Annotated in this window: 17 protein-coding genes; 11 read left to right on the top strand and 6 right to left on the bottom strand. The window is 75.2% G+C overall.

Annotated features, from left to right (window positions below; genetic code table 11):
• Nucleotides 1-14 precede the first annotated feature (14 nt).
• Entirely contained in the window at nucleotides 15-1,193 is a 1,179-nt protein-coding gene (locus AC067J_RS36955; protein WP_478306879.1) for a glycosyltransferase, read from the top strand.
• Between the two features lie 24 nt (nucleotides 1,194-1,217).
• Complete coding sequence (locus tag AC067J_RS36950) at nucleotides 1,218-1,964, top strand: SAM-dependent methyltransferase (protein ID WP_478306877.1); 747 nt, start codon at nucleotides 1,218-1,220, stop codon at nucleotides 1,962-1,964.
• Between the two features lie 81 nt (nucleotides 1,965-2,045).
• Here AC067J_RS36950 and AC067J_RS36945 read toward each other — a convergent pair whose 3' ends face one another.
• From AC067J_RS36945 to AC067J_RS36920, 6 genes are all read right to left on the bottom strand, one after another.
• The gene (locus tag AC067J_RS36945; protein ID WP_478306876.1) at nucleotides 2,046-2,921 is read right to left on the bottom strand and encodes an alpha/beta fold hydrolase; all 876 of its coding nucleotides are present in this window, start codon (nucleotides 2,919-2,921) and stop codon (nucleotides 2,046-2,048) included.
• A 149-nt stretch (nucleotides 2,922-3,070) separates the two neighbouring features.
• Nucleotides 3,071-4,270 (bottom strand): glycosyltransferase, encoded by a 1,200-nt coding sequence (locus tag AC067J_RS36940; RefSeq protein WP_478306874.1) that lies wholly within the window; start codon nucleotides 4,268-4,270, stop codon nucleotides 3,071-3,073.
• A gap of 3 nt (nucleotides 4,271-4,273) precedes the next feature.
• The gene (locus AC067J_RS36935) at nucleotides 4,274-5,485 is read right to left on the bottom strand and encodes an ABC transporter ATP-binding protein (RefSeq protein WP_478306872.1); all 1,212 of its coding nucleotides are present in this window, start codon (nucleotides 5,483-5,485) and stop codon (nucleotides 4,274-4,276) included.
• Nucleotides 5,475-6,386: an ABC transporter permease gene (locus AC067J_RS36930; RefSeq protein WP_478306870.1), complete on the bottom strand. Its 912-nt coding sequence runs from the start codon at nucleotides 6,384-6,386 to the stop codon at nucleotides 5,475-5,477. Before AC067J_RS36930 ends, AC067J_RS36935 begins: the two co-directional genes overlap by 11 nt.
• A gap of 217 nt (nucleotides 6,387-6,603) precedes the next feature.
• Complete coding sequence (locus AC067J_RS36925; RefSeq protein WP_478306869.1) at nucleotides 6,604-7,287, bottom strand: thiol:disulfide interchange protein DsbA/DsbL; 684 nt, start codon at nucleotides 7,285-7,287, stop codon at nucleotides 6,604-6,606.
• A 104-nt stretch (nucleotides 7,288-7,391) separates the two neighbouring features.
• Complete coding sequence (locus AC067J_RS36920) at nucleotides 7,392-8,516, bottom strand: glycosyltransferase family 4 protein (RefSeq protein ID WP_478306867.1); 1,125 nt, start codon at nucleotides 8,514-8,516, stop codon at nucleotides 7,392-7,394.
• 450 nt (nucleotides 8,517-8,966) lie between these two features.
• Here AC067J_RS36920 and AC067J_RS36915 point away from each other — a divergent pair, with 450 nt between their 5' ends.
• The 9 genes from AC067J_RS36915 (at nucleotide 8,967) to AC067J_RS36875 (ending at nucleotide 21,029) form a co-directional block, all read left to right on the top strand.
• The gene (locus AC067J_RS36915; protein ID WP_478306865.1) at nucleotides 8,967-10,097 is read left to right on the top strand and encodes a glycosyltransferase family 4 protein; all 1,131 of its coding nucleotides are present in this window, start codon (nucleotides 8,967-8,969) and stop codon (nucleotides 10,095-10,097) included.
• A gap of 514 nt (nucleotides 10,098-10,611) precedes the next feature.
• Nucleotides 10,612-12,714, top strand: coding sequence for a polysaccharide biosynthesis tyrosine autokinase (locus AC067J_RS36910; RefSeq protein WP_478306863.1), 2,103 nt, complete (start codon nucleotides 10,612-10,614; stop codon nucleotides 12,712-12,714).
• On the top strand, nucleotides 12,711-13,940 hold the full coding sequence (locus AC067J_RS36905) for a glycosyltransferase (RefSeq protein ID WP_478306861.1): 1,230 nt from the start codon (nucleotides 12,711-12,713) through the stop codon (nucleotides 13,938-13,940). The genes AC067J_RS36910 and AC067J_RS36905 overlap by 4 nt, the downstream gene beginning before the upstream one ends.
• A 74-nt stretch (nucleotides 13,941-14,014) precedes the next feature.
• On the top strand, nucleotides 14,015-15,082 hold the full coding sequence (locus AC067J_RS36900; RefSeq protein WP_478306859.1) for a GNAT family N-acetyltransferase: 1,068 nt from the start codon (nucleotides 14,015-14,017) through the stop codon (nucleotides 15,080-15,082).
• Complete coding sequence (locus AC067J_RS36895) at nucleotides 15,082-16,854, top strand: hypothetical protein (protein ID WP_478306857.1); 1,773 nt, start codon at nucleotides 15,082-15,084, stop codon at nucleotides 16,852-16,854. Before AC067J_RS36900 ends, AC067J_RS36895 begins: the two co-directional genes overlap by 1 nt.
• Complete coding sequence (locus AC067J_RS36890) at nucleotides 16,851-18,044, top strand: DegT/DnrJ/EryC1/StrS family aminotransferase (RefSeq protein WP_478306855.1); 1,194 nt, start codon at nucleotides 16,851-16,853, stop codon at nucleotides 18,042-18,044. Before AC067J_RS36895 ends, AC067J_RS36890 begins: the two co-directional genes overlap by 4 nt.
• 127 nt (nucleotides 18,045-18,171) lie before the next feature.
• Complete coding sequence (gene mscL, locus AC067J_RS36885) at nucleotides 18,172-18,663, top strand: large conductance mechanosensitive channel protein MscL (protein WP_478306853.1); 492 nt, start codon at nucleotides 18,172-18,174, stop codon at nucleotides 18,661-18,663.
• A gap of 382 nt (nucleotides 18,664-19,045) precedes the next feature.
• On the top strand, nucleotides 19,046-19,873 hold the full coding sequence (locus tag AC067J_RS36880) for a DUF6643 family protein (protein ID WP_478306851.1): 828 nt from the start codon (nucleotides 19,046-19,048) through the stop codon (nucleotides 19,871-19,873).
• A 277-nt stretch (nucleotides 19,874-20,150) separates the two neighbouring features.
• The gene (locus tag AC067J_RS36875; protein ID WP_478306849.1) at nucleotides 20,151-21,029 is read left to right on the top strand and encodes an MOSC domain-containing protein; all 879 of its coding nucleotides are present in this window, start codon (nucleotides 20,151-20,153) and stop codon (nucleotides 21,027-21,029) included.
• Nucleotides 21,030-21,195 lie beyond the last annotated feature (166 nt).

Genomic DNA, 21,195 nt, shown 5'->3' with positions numbered 1-21,195 from the left:
CAAGACTTTAGTCGATGCCCCGCGCCGGGCTCGTCGTGCGGGAGACTGCCCGGGTGACCGTCCTGCTGTGGATCGCTGCGCTCTCCCTGCTGGTCTGGCTCTGGCTGGCCGGCTGCCACGGGTTGTTCTGGCGTACCGACGTGCGGCTGCCGCCGCGCCGTCCGCCCGAGCGCTGGCCGCAGGTGGCGGTGGTGGTGCCGGCCCGGGACGAAGCCGGGGTGCTGCCGGTGAGCCTGCCGAGCCTGCTGGCGCAGAAGTACCCCGGGCGCGCCCGGGTGGTCCTGGTCGACGACCACAGCTCGGACGGCACCGGGCCGCTGGCGGCCGGGCTGGCCACGCCGGAGGGTCTGGAGCTGACGGTGACCACGCCTCCCCCGCTGCCGCCGGGCTGGACCGGCAAGCTGTGGGCGCTGCGGCACGGGGTGGAGCTGGCCGGGCCGGACGCCGAGTACCTGCTGCTGACGGACGCGGACATCGCGCACGGCCCGGACTCGCTGGCCGAGCTGGTGGCCGCCGCCGAGAGCAACGGGCTGGACCTGGTCTCGCAGATGGCCCGGTTGCGGGTGGAGACGGGGTGGGAGCGGCTGATCGTGCCGGCGTTCGTCTACTTCTTCGCCCAGCTCTACCCGTTCCGGTGGAGCAACCGTCCGGGCTCGCGGACGGCCGCGGCGGCGGGCGGCTGCTCGCTGGTGCGGCGGGAGGCTCTGGAGCGGGCGGGCGGGGTGGCCGCGATCCGCGGGGCGGTGATCGACGACGTGTCGCTGGCGCGGGCGGTGAAGGCGTCCGGCGGCCGGACCTGGCTGGGCCTGGCCGAGCAGGTGGACAGCGTGCGGCCGTACCCGCGGCTGGCGCAGCTCTGGCGGATGGTCTCGCGCAGTGCGTACGCCCAGCTGCGGCACTCGCCGCTGCTGCTGCTCGGCACGGTCCTGGGGCTGGGGCTGGTGTACCTGGTGCCGCCGGTGGCCACGGTGGCGGGTCTCGCGGCCGGCGAGTGGCGGGTTGCTGCGGCGGGCGGGGCGGCGTGGGCGCTGATGACGGGCACGTTCCTGCCGATGCTCCGCTACTACCGGCAGCCGGCGCCGGCCGCCCTGCTGCTGCCGTTCACGGCGTCGCTCTACCTGTTGATGACGGTGGACTCGGCGGTGCAGCACTGGCGGGGGCGGGGGGCAGCCTGGAAAGGCCGGACGTACTGAGCGCGGCTGCGCCACACTGGTCGGATGGACCGTCAGACGATCTCCCGCCTCGCCCATGCCCACCACCCGATCGCCGCGCCGATCTCCGACGAGTCGGTGACCGGGCTGCTCGCGCGGGCGACCGCGCGCACCGAGCACGGCCGGGCGCTCGACCTCGGGTGCGGCGAGGGTGGCTGGCTGGTCCGGGCGCTGGCCGCGCGGACCGGCTGGCAGGCGGTCGGGGTGGACCTGGACGCGGCGGCGCTGACCCGGGCCCGGCAAACGGCGGAGGCGCTCGGCGTACAGCGGCGGCTGGGCCTGCACCACCTGGACGCCCTGGAGTTCAGCGACCCCGCGGGCTTCGACCTGGTGCTGAACGTCGGTTCCACGCACGCCTTCGGCGGGCTGCTGCCGACGCTGGCCGCCGCCCGGGAGCACCTGGCGCCGGGCGGGCAGGTGCTGGTCGGCGAGATGTTCTGGGAGCGCGAGCCGGCCCAGTCGGTGCTGGACGGGCTGGGCGCGGCCCGGGACGACTACGCGGACCTGGCGACCACCGTCGACCGGGTGACGGCGGACGGCTGGACGCCGGTGTTCGGGTACGTGAGCAGCGGACAGGAGTGGGACGACTACGAGTTCTCCTGGACGGGTTCGCTGGCCGAGTGGGTGCTGGACCACCCGGACCACCCGGACGCGGAGGACGCCCGGGCCGCCGCCGACCTGCACCGCGCCGAGTGGCTGCACGGCTACCGGGGGACGCTCGGGTTCGTGACGCTGCTGCTGCGCCTGGGCTGAGCGGCCCCCGCGGGGCGGGGCGGCCGGGGGCAGGGAGGCCAGGGCCGGGGGACTGGGGCCGGTCCGGCGCCCGTCCCCGGGCTACTTCTGGGTGCGGGCGAGGAAGTCGTCGATCAGCGGGGCGATCTCGGGCAGCTTCTCCTCCAGCGCGAAGTGTCCGGTGTCGAGGACGTGCAGCTCGGCGTCGGGCAGGTCGCGCAGGTAGGCGCGGGCGCCGGGCTCGGTGAAGAACGGGTCGTTGCGGCCCCAGACGATCAGCGCCGGCGGGCGGTGGGTGCGCAGCCACTCCTGCCAGACGGGGTAGAGCGCGACGTTGGAGTGGTAGTCGAGGGCGAGTTCGACCTGGATGTCCTTGCGGCCGGGCAGGTCGAGGGCGTGCTGGTCGAGCGTCCAGCCGTCGGGGGCGACCAGCTCCGGATCGCCGGTGCCGCCCTCGTACTGGGCACGGGTGATCTCCAGGGTGAGGATGGCGCGGGCGCGTTCGGCGGCGCCCTCGACGCCGGGCCGGTTGGCGATGAACTCCCTCGCCTGGTCGGAGAGTCCCTCCTCGTAGGCGTTGCCGTTCTGGACGACCAGGCCGGTGATCCACTCGGGGTGCCGGGTGGCGAGCCGGAGGCCGACGGGGGCGCCGAAGTCGAAGACGTAGAGCGCGAACCGGTCGAGACCGAGGGCCCGGCAGAAGCCCTCGACCACGTCGGCAAGGGTGTCGAAGCGGTAGTCGAACGCGTCGGGGGCGGGGCTCTCGCTGTGGCCGAAGCCCGGGTAGTCGGGGGCGATCAGCCGGTAGCGGGTGCCGAGCGCGTCGAACAGCCGGCGGAACTGGTGCGAGGCGGACGGGAATCCGTGCAGCAGCAGGAGGACGGGGGCGTCGGCCGGGCCGGTCTCGCGGTAGAAGACGCGCAGGCCGTCGACGTCGACGTGGCGGTGGTGGATGTGCGGGATCGTCAGCTCGCTCATGCTAACCATTAAACACCGCTGAACCGGTTAGGTAAACGCCGGCCGGATGACCACCGGGCCGGCGGGCGCCCACCCGCGCTCCCCCGCCGTCACCGCCGCCCTTCATCTCCCGCTTCCGCCGGCCTCCCCCCTCACCGCCGTCACCGCCGTCACCGCCGCAGCAGCCTGAGCCCGGCCGGCTTGGCGAACTCGAACCGGGTCATCTGTTCGAGGTCCTTCAGCCAGCCGATCGCCCCGGCCGGGCGGGCCAGCACCCGCGCGTACAGCTCCTCGAACGCCGTGGTGACGCTCTCCAGCGAGAAGCGGCCGACCACCCAGTCCCGCCCCCAGTCGCCGAGTCCGGCCCGGCGGACCGGGTCGTCGAGCAGCCCGCGCAGCTGGGCGGCCAGTGCCCCGGGCGCGCGCGAGCCGTCACCGAAGCCGTACATGCAGCGGGAGGCGTGCGGCTCGACCAGCGGCCCCGGCTCGTGCACGGCGGTGTAGCCGGCCGCGCCGTGCACCACCACCGGCTTGCCGAAGGCCAGGCCGCGCAGCGCCGAGCCACCCATCCCGAGAACGATGTCCGCGGCCTCGTAGGCCGGCCTCGGATCGGCCAACTGGCCCGGGACCAGAACCGCTTCACGGCCGAGCGCCTCATTGGCGGCGGCCGCCCGGGCGCGCAGCGGCTCCAGGCTGGGCCCGGCCCCCACCACGGCCAGCCGGATCCGGGGGTCGTCCAGCAACCGGACGGCGTCGACGGTGAGTTCGGCGCCGGCGTCCTTCTCCAGCGCGGGCACCAGCCGGGTGACGATGACCAGCAGCAACTCGTCGTCCCGGACGCCGTGTTCGCGTCGGAAGGCGGCGCCGTCCACCAGTCCGGGCGCATCGGTCGCGGTGTCGACCGGCGGCTCGATCAGGCTGACGTCCCGGTGGCCGAAGGCCCGGCCGTCGCCCATCAGCGCACCCAGGCCGAGCACCAGCGGCTGGTGCCGGGGCAGGCCGCGCAGCATCCGGATGCCGTAGAAGGTGGTGACGACCGGGAGCCGACCGTAACGCCCGGGCCCGAAGTAGGAGTTGCGGGCCGCCCGGACCTCCCAGGCGTGCAGCAGCTGGCTGCCGTGCTCGGCCGCCAGCCGGCCGAGCCGGCGACGGACCTCGGCGTGCGGGGTGTCGGGCCCGCCCGCGACGACCACGTCCAGGCCGTGCCCGGCGGCGACGTCGAGCAGCGGCGCCGGGCCGGCCACGCCCTGGGCGAACAGCACCGGGTCGTGACCCCGTTCCCGCAGGGTGCGGGCGATGTCGACGGCGTTGAGCTGGGCACCGCCCAGGGCCAGGTTGTTGAGGTGGACGAGCACCCTGACCGGTCGCACGTGTCACTCCTCCCAGCGGTGCGGGACGAACACCGGCGCGGCCAGGACCACGGCGCGCGGCGGCGAGTCCAGCATCGGCCCGAAGACGTCGAACTGGCCGACCGAGTGCCAGCTCATCAGCGTCCCGCCGTCGGTCTTGCCGATGCTGTAGACGCCGGCCCAGAGCGTGTACCGGCCGCGCGGCAGCGGCAGCCGGGGGATCACGCAGGCGACCCGGCGGTCCCCGCCGGTGAGCCGGACCTCGTGGCTGATCTGGAAGATCGGACTGGAGGTGCCCTCGCTGACGCCCAGGTGCAGGGTCGCGTCGCCGCGGTAGTCGCCGCCCAGGGTGAGTCCGACGGTCATCGGCTCGTCGGTGGTGAGGCTCTCGCGGTCCCCGCCGCGTACCTCGTGCTTGAGCAGCTGGAGCGGCTCCCCGGTCCGGCCGCCGGCCTCGGACTGCGCCTCGATCGAGTCGCGGTAGCCCGCCATCGCCTCCTTGATCCCGGCGTCCACCCGGATCGAGCCCTGCTCCAGCCAGATGCCGCGCCGGCAGATGGACTCCACCGCGGGCAGGTCGTGCGAGACGAAGACGATCGTGGTGCCCTGCTCGGCGACCTCGCGCATGCGGTCCAGGCAGCGCTGCTGGAACACCGCGTCACCGACCGCCAACACCTCGTCCACCAGCAGGACATGGGGTTCCAGGTAGGCGGCGACGGCGAAGCCGAGGCGCATCTGCATGCCGGAGGAGTAGAACTTGACCTGCCGGTCGATGGCTCCGCCGAGCCGGGCGAACTCGACGATGTCGTCGAACCGGGTGGCCACCTCGCGCCGCCGCAGGCCGAGCAACGCACCGAACAGGTAGATGTTCTCACGGCCCGTCAGATCGGGGTGGATGCCGGCCCGGATCTCGATCAGCGCACCGATCCGCCCGCGCACGTCGATCACCCCGCCGTACGGGTACATCACCCTGGTCAGCATCTTGAGCAGGGTGGACTTGCCCGAGCCGTTGGAGCCGATCAGGCCGACCGACTCGCCCGGCTCGATGTGCATCGAGATGTCGCGCAGCGCCCAGCGCCACTCCTCGCCCTTCTCGCCGCGCAGCCGGCGGGCCATGGACTCGACCTTGTCGCGCAGCAGCATCCGCTGCTGGTCCGCCTTGAAGCGCTTCCACACCTGGTCGGTGCGGATGGTGCCCAGCGGGAGGTCGCGGGCGGCGGTCGGGCTAGGCGACATCGGCGATCCCCGTCTCCAGCTTCTTGAACAGCAGGTAGCCGCCGACCAGGAACACCGCCGAGGAGACCGCGGCGATCGAGGTCAGCGTGGCGTCCGGCGCCCGGCCGTACAGCAGGGCGTTGCGGTAGCCCTCGATCACGGCGCCGAGCGGGTTGATCCCGACGTACACCTCCTGGAGGCGCTCCGGGATCTGCGCCAGCGGGTAGGCGACCGGCGTGGCGAACACGCCCATCTGCGTGATGATCGGCAGCAGGTGCCGGACGTCGCGGAGGTAGACCACCGCCACCGAGAGGACCAGCGCGACGCCGTAGGTGAAGGCGAACTGGACGACCAGCAGCGGCAGGACCCACAGGAAGGTCGCCGCGGGCGCCGTCCAGAACGCCAGGAAGAGCAGGCCCAGCACGGCCGTGCCGATCAGCATGTCGACGCCGGCGACCAGCATGGTGGCGAGCGGGAAGACCTCGCGCGGGCAGTACACCTTGTTGAGCAGACTGAGGTTGTTGGCCAGGCTCAGCGCGCCCTGGTTCATCGTGTTGCTGAAGAACTGCCAGACGATCAGGCCGACGTAGGCGAACAGCGGGTACGCGGCGCCCTCGGTGTCGACGTGGACGGCCCGTCGGAAGACCAGCGTGAAGATGGCGCAGAGGGCGAGCGGGGTGAGCACCGCCCAGGCGAAGCCGAGCACCGCCTGCTTGTAGCGGGCCCGCAGGTCGCGTTCGGCCAGCGCACGCACCAGCTCGCGGGCTCCCCACAGCTCGCGGGCCACCTGGGCCGGGCGGAGACCGCGCTTGAAGATCAGTTCGGGTGGCGGCCCGTCGGCGGCCGGCCGGTGCCCCGGAGCACCCGTCGCCCGGCCGTCACGCTCGTCGACGAGCTGTGCGCGTTGTCCCCCCACGGACACCTGCCCTCTCCGGTACCGGCGGTATCGAGAAGTGGGCTCGTCAGGGCGGTGGTCGACACCGCCGCGGTGGCGGCCCGGCCCCCACTGTGGCACAGAGTGTGGTCGCCGGGGGTCGGTTCGGTGAAGGAGATCGGATCACGACCGGGAGGGGAGACCGAAAAGGGCGGGTCGGCCGAAAACGGCCGACCCGCCAGGGGATTCGGGGAGGGGGACGGGGTCAGTGGCGGTGCGCGCGGGGGTGGCGCTGCTGGTCCTGGGCGACCAGGTGGTCGAGCACGTCCGGCATCGCCTCGACACCGCCGGCGTTGGTCGGCGAGGTCCGGTACTCGCCCTGCACCACGACGGTGGGCAGCTCGTTGATGCCGTACCGGACGAACAGCGCGACGGCCTCGTCGACGGCCCGCGCGACGTCCTCCGACCGGTACACCTCGCGGAACCGCTGCGCGTCGACGCCCTGGCGGGCGGCCCAGTCGGTGGTGGTGTCCTCGGTGGTGAGGTCCTGCTCGTTGGAGTGGATCGCGCGGAACGCGCTGGTCTGCAGCCGCTCGACCAGGCCGAGCCGCTCCAGCGTGTAGTAGAGGCGCGCGTGGCCGCGCTGCGCGCCCTCCTCGCGGCTGCCCTGCCAGATGGCCGGCACCCGGCGCAGATCGACATCGGCCCGGTGCTTCTCGACCCAGGCCTGGAGCGGCTGTTCGAGCTGCTGGGAGTGGCCGCAGTCGTACCAGAAGAACTCGACCGCCTCGGTGCGGGCGCTCTCGCGCACCGGCTGCGGCTGATCGAGGCGGACGAACTGGGCACCCTCGCGGGGCGGCTGGTGGGATACGGCGCCGGCCTGCACGGGGCACGCGGCGATCCCGGTGGCGACGGCGAGCAGCAGAGTGGTTCTCAGGATCGACTTCACACGGGGCAGTGTGACGGTGACCGAACGTCATCTGGCCAGTCGCCCCGGTGCGTCGGGCCGGGATTCGCCCGATCGGCGCACCCGGCCCGGCGTACCGGGACGCGTCAGCCTCGTCCGTCGCGTCCGCACACCTCGGTGAAGAGCTCCTGCCAGGCGTCCGCCACCACGTCGAGCTCGCAGTGCGCGAGCGCGTGGACGCGGGCCGCCGCACCGAGCCCGGCCCGGTCGCCGGCCAGCACCTTGGCCAGCGCCTCGGCGAGGGCGACCGGGTCGCCCGGGGCTACCAGCGCGCCGGTGGTGCCGTCCCGCACCACCGAGCGGACCCAGCCGACATCGGTGGCGACGGCGGGCAGCCCGGCCAGCGCGGCCTCGATCAGCACCCCGGGCACGCCCTCGCTGTCGCTGGTCAGCAGGACGGCGTCGGCGGCCCGGTAGAGCGGGGCGGGGTCCGCGAGGGTCCCCAGGAAGTGGGCCCTGGCGGCGGCCGGATGTCGCTCCAGGGCGGCGCGCTGCGGGCCGTCGCCGGCCACGGCGAGCCGGACGTCGGGAAGCCGGTCGAGGGCGTCGAGGGCGACGTCCAGCCGCTTCTCCGGGGAGATCGCGCCGAGCCAGGCGACCAGCAGGCCGTCCGGCGGCAGGCCCAGGGACTGCCGGGCGGCGCGCCGGTCCGCGTCGCCGCCGGCGGGCGGGTAGCGGTCGGCCGCACGGGCGTTGGGGATGGTGCGCACCCTCGCGGCGGGCAGCCTGAACCGCTCCACCAGCACCTCCCGGGCCTCGTCGGCGAGCGCGGTGACGGCGGCCGCGCGGTGCAGCAGTGCTCCGGTGCGCAGGCGCCGCACCCGGCCGGCCGTCCAGTGCCGGGGGTCGCCGATGGAGACGTAGACGAACGGGGTGCGGGTGCCGGCCAGGGCGAGGGCGCAGGCCGGGAGGGTGGAGGAGCCGTGCGCGACGACGAGGTCCGCGGTGCGGGCGGCGGTGCGCAGCGCGGCGAGGGTGCGGGGGTGGAGCCGGCCGGGGCCGAGCACGGCGGTGGTACGGGTGTCGGCGGCGTCGGGGTGGGCGTCGGGGTGCGGGGCGAGGGCGCGCAGCGCGGAGGCCTGGCCGCGGCGGCGGAGTTCGCGGTGGAGGTCGCGGGCGAGGTTCTGCGCGCCTCGGCGGCGGGGGTCGGTGATGAGGTGCAGGATGCGGGGGCGGGTTCCGGCCGTCCTGACCGGTGTCGCTTCAGGCATGGGAAAGACCTTGGCACAGGGCCCGCGCGCGGGACGACCCCTGGGCATAACCCGGCGGTGGTCCGTTGGTCGGCGCGGGTACTCCCGGCGGGCGCCGATCGGGTGCCGGGGTGCGCCCTTCGGCGGGTCCGCGCGCCCCGCCCGGCGCCGTCGGGCGCCCCCGCCCACCGGCCCCGCACCGGCCCCCACCGTCCCCGCGCCGGCCCCGCACCGTCTCGTCGGCACCCGCCCGGGCTCGCCCGGGTCCGTGCATGCCCGCCCGGTCCGCCATGGTCCCGCCGGGTCCCGCCCGTGCCGTCCGTCGACGGGCCACCGACCGGCCGTCCTGTCCGAATCGCTGGCGGGCACCCGTCGCGACCTGCGATGCTGAGCGGCAGTCAGGGTGCCGTCCCGGCACGGGAGACCGGGCGCGCCCAGGAGGGCGGGGGTTGGCCTGTGCATGTGCTCTATGTGATCGACAGCGTGAGCCGGGTCGGTGGGGCCGAGCAGGGCCTGGTGGCGATGGCACCCCAGCTGGTGCGGGCCGGGGTCCGCCTCGACGTCGCGTACCTCAAGGACTCGCCCGGCGGCTTCCAGCCGGAGCTGACCGCCGCTGGCGCCGACGTGTTCGGGGTCGGCCGACCCACCCGCGGGCAGAGCGTCGCCGCGCTGCACCGGCTGGTCCGCGAACGCCGCCCGGACCTGCTGCACACCACGCTGTACGAGTCCGACGTGCTCGGCCGGGCCGCCGCACTGGCCGCCCGCACACCGGTGGTGACCAGCCTCGTCAACGCGGCGTACGGGCCCGAGCACCGCAACGCTCGCGGGCTGAGCCCGTGGAAGGTCCGGGCGGCGCAGGCGGTGGACGCGGCGACCGCGCAGGGCACCCGGCGGTTCCACGCGCTGACCAGGTACGTGGCCGGGGCGATGGCCCGCCGGCTGCGGGTGCCTTCGCAGCGGATCGACGTCGTGCCGCGCGGGCGGGACCCGGAGCGGCTGGGCACGGTCACGCCGGACCGGCGGGCCGCCGTGCGGTCGGCGCTGGAGCTGCCGCAGGACGTGCCGGTGGTGCTGGCGGCGGCCCGCCAGCAGTACCAGAAGGGCCTGGACGTGCTCCTGGAGGCGTGGCCGGCGGTGCTGCGCGCGGAGCCGGACGCGGTGCTGCTGCTGGCCGGCAGCGAGGGCGGCGAGACGGACCGGCTGCGGGCGCTCGCGGAGGCGACCCGCGGTGTGCGGTTCCTGGGGCCGCGGGACGACGTGTTCGACCTGATGGCGGCGGCCGACGCGTTCGCGGTGCCGTCGCGCTGGGAGGGGCTGGGCAGCGCGGCCATGGAGGCGATGGGGGTCGGGGTGCCGCTGGTCGCCGCCGACGTCCCGGCGCTGCGCGAGACCGTCGGGTCGGAGGACTACGCGCGGCTGGTGTCGCCGGAGCGGCCGGCGGCGCTGGCGGAGGCGCTGGTCGACACGCTGGAGGACCGGGCCTCGGCGCGGGTGCGGGCGAAGTCGGCGCGGGCGCGGTTCCTGACCTCGTTCACGCTGCAGCAGGTGTCGGCGCAGATGGTCGGGTTCTACGAGCGCTCGCTGCGGCTGCGGACGGTCTGATCCGGTCCGGTCCGGTCCGCGGCCGGGCTGGTGGTCCGCCGGTCGGGTGCCCTGCCGGTCGGGTGGTCCGCCGTTCCGGTGCCCTGCCGTTCCGACGGTCCGCCGGACAGCCGGTGCGGGGGGCCGGGGCCGGGCTCGCCGGGTGCGGTCTGTCCGGATCCGGGCGGTCCTGGCCCGCTGTACGAGATCTCCCGGACCAGTATCGCCAAAGAGGTTGCGCCGCACGTCGCGGCTCGGGAAGCATCGCAAGGGGGACCGGCGGGGGCGGCCGGTCGGTGCGCCGGTACACCGCCGGGCCGGGCCGTGTCTGCGGGGGCGCGTCGTCCGGACACTGTCCGCGAGTCGTCAGGGGGGCGGATTGCGACATCAGCCGAGGGATTCCACCGTGCCCGGGCCGGGCCGAGCCACCTGCCCGGACAGTGCCGGCAGTACCCCGACCCACCGCGCTCCCCGACAGGAGCCGAACGGGCGCTGAACAGCACCACCGCACCACGAACGCGAGGGGATCCAACGGGTGGAACCGGCAAACCACTTCACCGTCCTGCGGCGGTACTGGCGGCTGCTCGTCGGCTGTACGCTCGCCGCGCTCGTCGTCGGCTGGCTGCTGACCCCCGCCGGCGGCACGGTGGACAACGCCAGATGGAAGTGCAAGGTCGCCATCACGCCGGTCGCGGGGGCCGGCGAGACCGTGCGGGCCGACCAGGTACTCTCCTACGCGCAGGGTGCCGACGTCGCCACGGCCACCGCCAAACAGCTCGGCATCGCCGACGCCGCCGAGGTGATCGCCCGCCGGACGGTCACCGCCGACAGCGCCCAGATGCTCACCATCGCCACCACCGGGCCGACCCGGCAGTCCTGCTCCGACCTCGCCACCGCCTACTCCGCCGCCATCATCAAGGGGTACAGCGACGAGTCCGCCCGCAGCGCCGCCGAGACCATCAAGAAGCTCCAGGCCCAGGCCGACGAGCAGCAGCGGCAACTGAACGACATCCAGCAGCAGTTCACCCGCGCCTCGGCCGCCGACCAGCCCAAGCTCCAGCCCAAGCTGACCGCCGCCAACACCTCGCTGACCTCCACCCTCACCACGATCAGCAAGCTGCAGAACGCCGCGCAGACCGACGCCATCCAGCAGTGGGGCAGCATCGACGCGCGGCAGGGGACCGGCAACCTGCTCTCCTCCCCCAGCCGGAGCGTGCGCCTCGGCCTCGCGGTGGCGCTCGGGCTCGCGCTCGGCGTAGTCGCCGCGCTGATGCTCAGCCGGATGGACACCAAGCTGCGCACCCGCAACGCCGTCGAGGAGGCGTTCAACCTGCCGGTGATCGGCGAGGTGCCGCAACTCTCGCGCCGGCTGCGGAGACTGCGCGAACCGCTGGTCCGCGCCCGGCCCTCCGACCCCGCCGCCGAGGCGTACCGCTCACTGCGCTCGACCCTGCTGCTCACCGGGCCGGACTCGCTCGCCCGGACGGCCGGCGGCGACGGGTGGGACCCGGCGGAGACCGTCTCGCGGCGGCTCGCCGAGCCGGCCCCGGTCGTGCTGGTCGCCTCCGGCAGCAGCCGCGACGGCCGGACCACCACGATCGCCAACCTGGCCGCCGCGCTCGCCGAGACGGGCCGCGAAGTCCTGATCCTGGACTGCGACTTCCGACACCCCCAGCTGTACGCCCACCTCGGGGTCGGCGACGGTCCGGGCATGGCCGAGCTGCTCAGCGGCGAACGGCTGGGCGAGCTGGACGACCTGATCCGGCCCACCAACGTCGAGGGCGTCGCGCTGATCACCGGCGGGAACACCACCGCGTACCCGGCCGCGCTCGTTCTGCGCGCCGCCGAGGTGCTGCGCCGGGCCCGCCGGCACGCGGACGTCATCCTGGTCGACACCTCCCCGCTGCTGCACGCCAACGACGCCTACGACCTGGTTCAGCACGCGGACGCGGTGCTGGTCACCGTGCGCAGCGGAAACGTCACGCCGGAACAGGCGGACCGGGTGGCGGAGTTGCTCTCCCGCACCGGTGTCCCGGTGGCCGGGGTGGCGCTGCTCGGGACGTACGGGCGACCGTCCGGACGGCGGCGGCGCGGCACCGCGGGCGGCGGGGCGGTCGCGCCGACCGGGCGGGTCGGGCACCAGCCCGCGCCGCCGCGTCCGGCCGGGCCGGTCGCGGAGCGGGCCGGGGAGCGGCCGGGCGAGCGGGCCGGCGAGCGCGGGGACGGCCGCGGGGACGGGCGGGCGACGCCCAGTTGGGCCCGGCGCACGCCCGGCCCGGGCCACGGGCCGGAGCCCGAGCACGGGCCCGGACACGAGCCGGCGCACGGAGCGGGACACGGGCCGGCGCACGGACCGACGGAAACCTCGCGGCACGAGTCGCCGTACGAGTCGCCGTACGAGTCTCCGTACGGGCCGGAGCACGGCTCGGGGGCCGGCGCCCGCGCCTCGGACGGCCCCGGCAGCAACGGCCACACCGGCCGGCCCGGCCGCGGCGTGACCGGCGTGACCGGCGCGAACGGTCACGGACCGCAGACCGGCGCCCCCGGCCACGGCTCCGGGCACAGTCCCGGCCGCAGCAGCGACCGGGGCGGCGACCACGGTGAGCCGGCCCTGCTGCGCGAGGCGGAGGAGCGGTGAACGACCCGGTGGACGCCCCGGCGGACGACCCGATCGACGACACACCGGGCGGTCCCGCGCACCGGGCGGCGGACGGGAAGCCGGCCGAGCCCCCGGCCGAACCCACCCGGGTGCTCTGGCTGGCCAAGGGCCTGGGCCGCGGCGGCGCCGAACAGCTGCTCCTCAACTGCGCCCGCCACGCGGACCGTTCGCGCTACCGCATCGAGGTCGCCTACGTGCTGCCGTGGAAGGACGCCCTCGCCCCGGCGCTCACCGAGGCCGGCGTCACCGTGCACTGCCTGGGCGGCGTACCCGGCACCCCCGGCCGGGCCGATCCGCGTTGGCCGCTGCGGCTGCGCCGGCTGCTCGCCGACCGCCGCTACGGCCTGGTCCACACCCACATGCCCGTCCCGGCGGCCGCCGTCCGACTGCTCTCCCCCACGGTCGCGCCGCCGCCGCGCCTGGTGCACACCGAGCACAACGTCTGGGACCGCTACCGCACGGCCACCCGCTGGGCCAACGCGCTGACCTACCGGCGCAACGACGCGGTGATCGCCGTCTCGCACGCCGTGGAGCGGACCATCCCGGCGGACCGCCGCCGCCCCGGCGACTGGGTGTCCGTGGTGCACCACGGACCGGACCTGGCCGGAGCTCCCGGGGGGCCCGCCGCCCGGTCCGCCGCCCGCGCCGAACTCGGGCTCCCGGACGGCGCGTTCGTGGTCGGCACGGTCGGCAACCTGACCCCGAAGAAGGACCAGGCCACCCTGCTCGCCGCGCACGCCGCACTGCTCCGGGACCACCCGGAAGCCCGGCTCGTGCTGATCGGCGCCGGTCCTCTGGAGGCGCAACTGCGCGCCCGGGCCGCCGGACTGGGCCTGACGGACTCGGTCCTGTTCACCGGCTCACGCCCCGACGTCCCCGAACTCCTGCCCGCCTTCGACGTGTTCACCCTGAGCTCCCGCCAGGAGGGGCTGCCGGTCGCCCTGATGGAGGCGATGACGAGCGGCCTGTCCGCCGTCGTCACCCGGGTCGGCGGCATGCCCGAGGTGCTGGACGACGGCGACCAGGGGTTCCTCGTGCCCCCCGGCGACCCGTCCGCCCTGGCCGGCGCCCTCGCCCGGCTCGCCGACGACCCCGGGCTGCGCGCCCGGCTCGGCTCGGCCGCCCGCGAGCGGTCGAAGCGGTTCGACGTGGCCGGCGCCCAGCGGGCCGTCGAGGCGGTGTACGCACGGGTCCTGCTGCGCTGACCTCCCACCGGCCCCCGCCGGAGCACCGAGTTTCCCCGTTGCCCCCGACCACCGATGGGAGAGCGAGTCCGGACGTGAGCGCCCTGCCCGCCCCCGACGAGCTGACCTTCCGCCCGCTCGCCGAGCCCGACCTCCCCGCCGTGCTCGACCTGCTGACCGCCTCCCTCGCGGGCGGCCCGACCGGCACCCGCACGGCCGAGTTCTTCACCTGGAAGCACCGGCAGAACCCCTTCGGAGCGAGCCCCGGACTGCTCGCCGAGACCGCCGACGGCCGGCCTGCCGGCGTCCGGCTGTTCCTGCGCTGGCAGTGGCACCGGGGCGGCGACGGCCGTGCCGTGGCCGCGGTCCGCCCGGTGGACACCGCCACCCACCCCGACTTCCGGGGCCGGGGGATCTTCCGCCGGCTCACCACGGACCTGCTCGACCAGGTCGCCGACGACACCGACCTGGTCTTCAACACGCCCAACGGCAACAGCCTGCCCGGCTACCGGAAGATGGGCTGGCAGGAGCTGGGCCGGGTCCCGATCGCGGTCCGGGCCGTCCGGCCGGCCGCCTTCGCCCGCGGCGTGCGAGCCGCGCTGGCCCGCCGCCCGGCCGGTCCGGCCGGTCCGCCGGACTGTCGACTGCCCACCGCCGGCGACTGGTTCGCCGCCCAGCCGGGCGCCGGCGCCGACGGCCCCGTGGCCGAGCTGCTCCGCGAGCGGGCCGCCGCCGACACCGCCGACGACCGCCTCGCCGTCCGGCGCACCCCGGAGTTCCTGCGCTGGCGCTACGGCCTGGCGCCCGGCCTCGACTACCGGGTGCTCACCTGCGACCGCGGCGGCGAGCTCACCGGCCTGGCCTTCGGCCGGCCCCGACGGCGCGGCCCGCTGGCCGAGTTCACCCTCGCCGACGTCATCGTCCGCCCCGGTGACCGGGACAGCGCCGCCCGCCTGCTGCGCGCCGCCGCCCGCGAATCCGGCTGCGACCACGTCGCCACCCACCTCTCCCCCGGCACCGAGGCCGCCGCGGCCGCGCTGCGGGCCGGCTACCTGCGCGCCCCGCGCACCGGCATGACCCTGGCCGCCCGCACCCCGACCGGCCCCACCCCGCTCACCCCGGCGGACTGGCGGTTCAGCCTCGGCGACCTGGAGGTGTTCTGATGCCCGGTGCGCCGGGGGCGTCGGGGACGGCCGCGCCGCCCAGGGCCGCCCCGCGCGGCACCCCCCGACCACCGTCCCGGGGCAGCCGGCCCCGGTCCGGCCTCCCCCGGGCGGCCCTGAGCCGCGTCCCCTGGCCGTCCGCCCTCGCGGCGGCCCTGGTCACCGGCTACGTCACGGTCTTCGTCCTGGCCTCGGCCCACACCTCGTACGACACCTGGGGCGCGCTGCTCATCCTGCCGGCGCTGATGGCCGTCGGCACCCCGGTCCTCGCCCGGATCGCCTCCGCCAACCCCGAACGCGACATCTTCCGGCTGCTGCTGCTGGCCATGACCGCCAAGCTGCTCTGCGCCTTCCCCCGCTACCTGATGGCCTTCGTGCTGTACGGCGGCGCCGCCGACGCCAAGATGTACCACCAGAAGGGCACCGAGCTCGCCGCCTACCTCGACCAGGCCGACCTGCTCACCGGGATCCACTACGACCTGGGCATGAAGGTGGCCGGCACCGGCTTCGTCATCATCGTCACCGGCGTGGTGTACGCGGTCACCGGGCCCTCGCTGATCGGCGGCTTCCTGGTCTTCTCCTGGCTGGGGTTCTGGGGCCTGCTGCTGTTCTGGCGGGCCCTGCAGATCGCCTTCCCCGAGGCGGACACCCGCAAGTACGCGAAGCTGGTCTTCTTCCTGCCGTCCCTGCTGTTCTGGCCGTCCAGCATCGGCAAGGACGCCTGGATGATGTTCTGCCTGGGCCTCACCACGTACGGCACGGCGCGGCTGCTGGACCGCCGGTTCGGCGCCTTCGCCTGCATCGCCGTCGGTTCGCTGGGCACCGCGATGGTCCGCCCGCACGTCACCGCGCTCGTCGGGGCCGGGCTGATGGTCGCGTACGTGCTGCGCCGGCGGCCGCAGCAGGTGAGCGCGCTCGGACCGCTGCGCACCATCCTGACGGCCGTGGTGCTGGGCGCGATGGCGGTGCTGATGCTGCAGCAGGTCTCCACCTTCTTCGGGACCGACGGGACCGGCGGCGACGCCGTCAACCAGGTGCTCTCGGAGACCTCCCGGCGCACCAGCCAGGGCAACTCGATGATCAACGCGACCGCGCCCGAGGACGCCGCGCCCGAGTTCAGCCTCAATCCGGCGGGGCTGCCGGTCGCCGTGATCAGCGTGCTGTTCCGGCCCTTCCCGTTCGAGGCGTCCAACATCCAGAACCTGATCCAGTCGGTGGAGTGCTTCGCGCTGCTGGTCATGTTCATCCGGGCCTGGCCTCGGCTGAGCCGGGTGCCGAGGCTGTTCGTGCAGCGCTCGTACGTGGCCTTCGCCGCCGTCTACACGCTGCTGTTCTGCTGGGCCTTCTCGACCATCAACAACATGGGCATCCTGTCGCGCGAGCGCGTCCAGGTGCTGCCGCTGGCGCTGGTCCTGCTGGTCGTCCCGGCCGCCGCCGCGACGCGCGGGGCCGTGGCGAGCCGCCGGCCGCCGCCGGTCTGGCGGGTCGCGCCGGGCCAGTGGGGCACCCGGCGGTCCGCCGCGGCGGTGGGGGCGGCGGCGCCGTCCGCGGCGCACCCGCCGCACTCCGAGGGCCCGCCGCACTCCGAGGACTCGCCGTACTCCGGGCTCCCGTCGCATTCCGCGCATCCGCCGCGCGCCGGCCACCCGCCGCGCGGCGCACCGGCCTCGGCGCACCCGCCGGCCGGCTCGCAGTCCGCCCCACCGTCCAGGCGGCAGCAGTCGCCGTCGACCCGGCAGTCACCGTCCCAGGGGGGATCACCCGCGCCATGACCACCGACACCCTTGCCCTGCCCGCCGCCCTCGGCGGCACCCCCGCCTTCCCGGACGGGCTGCCGCTCACCCGGGTCGAGGTGCCCGACCGCGCCGCGCTGCTGGAACGGCTCGGCACCGTACTGGACAGCGGGCAGCTGACCAACGGCCGGACCGTCGCCGAACTGGAGGAGACCGCGGCCGGGTTGCTGGAGGTGCCGCACGTGGTGGCGGTCTCCAGCTGCACCGCCGGCCTGATGCTGGTGCTGCAGGCCGCCGGGGTCGACGGCGGCCGGCCGGTGGTGATGCCCGGCTTCACCTTCTCCGCCACCGCGCACGCCGCCCACTGGGCGGGCGGCACCCCGGTGTTCGCCGAGGCCCGCGAGCTGGACATCACCCTCGACCCGGAGGACGCCGCCGCCCGGCTGGCCGCCGCCGACCGGCCGGCCGCGCTCATGGCCACCCACGTCTACGGCACGCCCTGCCAGGTCGAGCGGTTGCAGGAGGTCGCCGACGCCGCCGGGGTGCCGCTGGTGTACGACTCGGCGCACGGCTTCGGCAGCCGCCGCAAGGGTGTGCCGATCGGCAACTTCGGCTACGCCGAGGTGTTCTCGATGAGCCCGACCAAGGTCGCGGTGGCCGGCGAGGGCGGCCTGGTCGCCACCCACGACGCCGCCCTCGCCCAACGCCTGCGCACCGCCCGCGACTACGGCAACCCGGGCGACTACGACACCCTCTTCCCCGGCCTGAACGCCCGGATGAGCGAGCTGCACGCCGCCGTCGGCCTCAACTGGCTGGCCGGCCTGCCCGAGCGGGTCGCCCACCGCGGCGCGCTGGTGGGCGAGTTCACCGCCGTGACGGCCGGTCTGCCCGGGCTGCGGCCGGCCCTGCCGGAGGACGGCGACACGTCCACCTTCAAGGACCTCACACTCATCCTGGACGCGGCCGAGTTCGGCCTCACCGCACGCCAACTCGCCGACGCGCTGCGGGCCGAGGGCATCGACTCGCGCCGCTACTTCCACCCGCCGGTGCAGCGCCAGCGCGCCTACGCCCACCTCGGGCAGGCCGACGCCCTGCCGCTCACCGACCGGCTCGCCGAATCGGTGCTGACCGTCCCGCTCTGGTCCCAGATGGACGCGCCCACCGTCCGCCGGATCGCCGAGGCCGTGGTCCGGATCCAGCCGTACGCGGAGCGCCTGCGCACCGCCTGAGCCGACCGCGGCCGGTTACGCACATCGGGTGAACCCGGTTGGACCGCGGGCCCACCCGGTCGGCAGGATGTCCGGCCGGGGCCCGCGGTCCCATCTCACCCTTCCCCGTACGGATTTGGAGTACCCGGTGCTCAAGGGATTCCGCAGCTTCCTGCTGCGCGGAAACGTCGTCGACCTCGCGGTCGGCATCGTGATCGGCGCGGCCTTCACGGCCGTGGTCACCGGGTTCGTGACGGCCTTCCTCACCCCGTTGATCGGGGTCGCGACCGGCGCGGTCGGCGACTTCACCCAGAAGACCTTCGCGGTGGCCGGCACCCGGTTCCCGTACGGGGTCTTCGTCAACGCGGCGATCAGCTTCGTGCTGGTCGCGGCCGTGATCTACTTCATCGTGGTGGTGCCGGTCGGCAGGCTGCAGGCGCGGCTGGACGGGGACAAGCCCGCTCCGACCCCGAAGGCGGACTGCCCGGAGTGCCTGAGCAAGATCCCGGTCGCGGCGGTGCGCTGCTCCTTCTGCACCTCCGAGGTGGCCGGTCGGCCGGGCTTCCCCGCCCAGGCGGCGCACCAGCCGACCCACCAGGCCGCGCACCAGGAGGCGCCCCAGCCGGTGCAGCCGCGCTGACCCCTCCGGGTCCACCCGACGGCAGGGTTGTCCGGGAGCGTCCGGGAATCCTGCCTCACGGGGACTTTATCCCCGAAACATTCACGAGCCCCCGTCGCGCCGTCGGCGGGGGCTCGAAAGCGCCGGCGCACAACCCGTCCGCAGAACTTTCTCCGACCGGTCCCGAACCGGCTACCGGCCGGTCACCGCACGGCCCTCAGCCGACACCGTCCGGACATCGTTCGAGTCCGCACCCTCTCCGAGAGGTGGCCAGAACTAGCCGCCGGAATGTCCGTTCTTCACACTTTCGAAACTTTTGTGCGAGCGAAGCTTGTGTAAACACTCGAACTGCTCGGCCTCCCACTCTCCTCAGCAGGCTCGTTGTGGGCTTACCGTATGCCCCATGACCTCGCCCCGCTCCTACGACGGAGTCGGCTACCCCCCTCCGTCCTTCTCCTCCGGCACGCCCATCTACGACAGCCTCGTCGCAGAGCGCGGTGTCCCGCAGATCGCGCCCATCAACGTGCCGGCCGCCCTGCCGCCGGCCCTCTCGTCCGGTTACGGATCCGGCCTCTCCGGCCCGTCCTACGAGAACCGGTACGGCACCGGGTACGACACCCCCGGCGGCAACCTCCCCGCCCTGCCGCCCGCCCGCCTCGCCCTGGGCCCCGGCCCGAGCAGCGCACCCTCCTCCGGCCCCGCGACCACGTACATCCCGGCGCAGACCGCGCCCGCGTACGCCGCCGCGCCCCAGCCGCCCGTCCCCGGCTACGGCGGCCCCCAGTCGTACGTGCCCGGCCAGCGACCGCAGGCCCCCGCCCCCGGCTTCTCGCAGGCCACCACCGGCGGGTACCAGCCGTCCGGCGGCCAGAGCTTCGGCGGCCAGAACACCTTCGTCGGCGGCCACGGCCAGCAGACCTTCGGTGCGCAGCCGGCCGGTGCCCCGGGCGGCCCGCAGCACCCGGCCGGCCAGCCGCAGGGCGGCTCCCCGTCCTTCGGCGCCCCGCAGGGCTTCGGCGGTCCGACCCCCGGCGGCCAGGGCTTCAACGGCCAGGGCTTCAACGGATCCGGCTTCAACGGCGCCGGCGACCAGTCCTTCGGCGGTGCGCAGCTGCGCCCGGCCGTCACCCCGGTCGCCCCGGTCCGCCCGATGCAGCCGCAGCGCCCGGCCCCGTACGCGGAGCCCGGCCAGTTCCAGCAGGGCTACCAGCCGCAGGGGCAGACCTACTGATCCCACACCACTGAACCCCGGGCCGGACCCCCACCCTGCCCGCACCCGCACCACCTGAGCACCACCCGGCGTACCCAAGGCGTCGGGCGTACGGAGAAACGGGTCATCCACGGACCGCCCGGAACGCCGCCCCACCGGCGTCCCGGGCGGTCCGTGCGCATTCCGGGGCCGACCGGCGCGAGGGCCCGCGCCCGGGGGAGGTCCCCTCCGGGGGTGAGGCCACGAGGGGCCCGCACCGGGCCGACTCCGGCCCGATCGGTCCTGGCAGGATGGGGGAATGCAGCTCACCGGACTCCACGTCTACCCCGTCAAGTCGATGTACCGCCTGAGCCCCGACAGCGCCCGGGTCGAACCGTGGGGCCTGTCCGGCGACCGCCGCTGGATGCTCGCCGACGCCACCGGCCGGTTCGTCACCCAGCGCGAGAACGCCGCCCTCGGCCAGGTCCGCACCGAGCTGCTCGCCGACGGCACACTCGTCCTGACCGCCCCCTCGGGCGCCCGCGCCGAGATCCCCGCCCCCGCCGTCGCGGTCGGCGACCCGTCGGCCGAGGTCGAGGTCTGGGGCACCCGGTTCCCGGCCGCCGAGGCCGCCAAGGAGGCCCAGCTGTGGATCGCCGAGCACGTCGGCGACTACCGCCTGGTGCACCTGGACGACCCGCGGGCCCGGCCGGTCGACCCGGCGTTCTCCGCTCCCGGCGACACGGTCTCGATGGCCGACGGGTTCCCGCTGCTGCTCACCACCACCGCCTCGCTGGCGGAGCTCAACGCGCTGATCGCCGCCGACCACCCGGAGGGCCACGAGGAGCTGCCGATGGAGCGGTTCCGGCCCAACGCGGTCGTCTCCGGCGGCGAGCCCTGGGCCGAGGACGGCTGGCGCCGGATCCGGATCGGGGAGCTGACCTTCCGGGTGGTCAAGCCGTGCGGGCGGTGCGTGGTCACCACGACCGACCAGGAGAGCGGCGAACGGCGCGGCCCCGAGCCGCTGCGCACCCTGGCCCGGCACCACCGGCTGATCAAGAAGGCCGCGTTCGGGCAGAACCTGATCCCCGAGCGCCCGGCCGGCGTCGAGGGCGACATGCTCGGCACCCTCCGGCTCGGCGACGAGGTCGAGGTGCTGGAGGACGGCGCGCAGTGGCCCGCCGACCGGCCGCTCTGACCCCCGCGCCGGGGTCCACGCCGGGGCCGGCGCCGGGGTCCGCGCCGGAGGCGGCACCGGGGCCGTGGTGCGGCCCGCACCCGCGTACCGGAACCGGAAGTGTGCGCGCTCGTTGAAGCATGTGGGGAACCCGCGACGGTCCCCGGCCCGCGCGGCGGCGGACGGA

The sequence above is a fragment of the Kitasatospora sp. NPDC042419 genome (assembly GCF_056437345.1).
This window is presented reverse-complemented; position numbering and strand designations above follow the sequence as displayed.

Excerpts from the sequence above, each read along its gene's own strand:
- AC067J_RS36875 (WP_478306849.1), top strand. The coding sequence starts at position 20,151 with ATGCAGCTCACCGGACTCCACGTCTACCCCGTCAAGTCGATGTACCGC.
- AC067J_RS36945 (WP_478306876.1), bottom strand. The coding sequence starts at position 2,921 with ATGAGCGAGCTGACGATCCCGCACATCCACCACCGCCACGTCGACGTC.
- AC067J_RS36950 (WP_478306877.1), top strand. The coding sequence starts at position 1,218 with ATGGACCGTCAGACGATCTCCCGCCTCGCCCATGCCCACCACCCGATC.
- AC067J_RS36880 (WP_478306851.1), top strand. The coding sequence starts at position 19,046 with ATGACCTCGCCCCGCTCCTACGACGGAGTCGGCTACCCCCCTCCGTCC.
- AC067J_RS36920 (WP_478306867.1), bottom strand. The coding sequence starts at position 8,516 with ATGCCTGAAGCGACACCGGTCAGGACGGCCGGAACCCGCCCCCGCATC.
- AC067J_RS36895 (WP_478306857.1), top strand. The coding sequence starts at position 15,082 with ATGCCCGGTGCGCCGGGGGCGTCGGGGACGGCCGCGCCGCCCAGGGCC.
- AC067J_RS36955 (WP_478306879.1), top strand. The coding sequence starts at position 15 with ATGCCCCGCGCCGGGCTCGTCGTGCGGGAGACTGCCCGGGTGACCGTC.
- AC067J_RS36935 (WP_478306872.1), bottom strand. The coding sequence starts at position 5,485 with ATGTCGCCTAGCCCGACCGCCGCCCGCGACCTCCCGCTGGGCACCATC.
- AC067J_RS36890 (WP_478306855.1), top strand. The coding sequence starts at position 16,851 with ATGACCACCGACACCCTTGCCCTGCCCGCCGCCCTCGGCGGCACCCCC.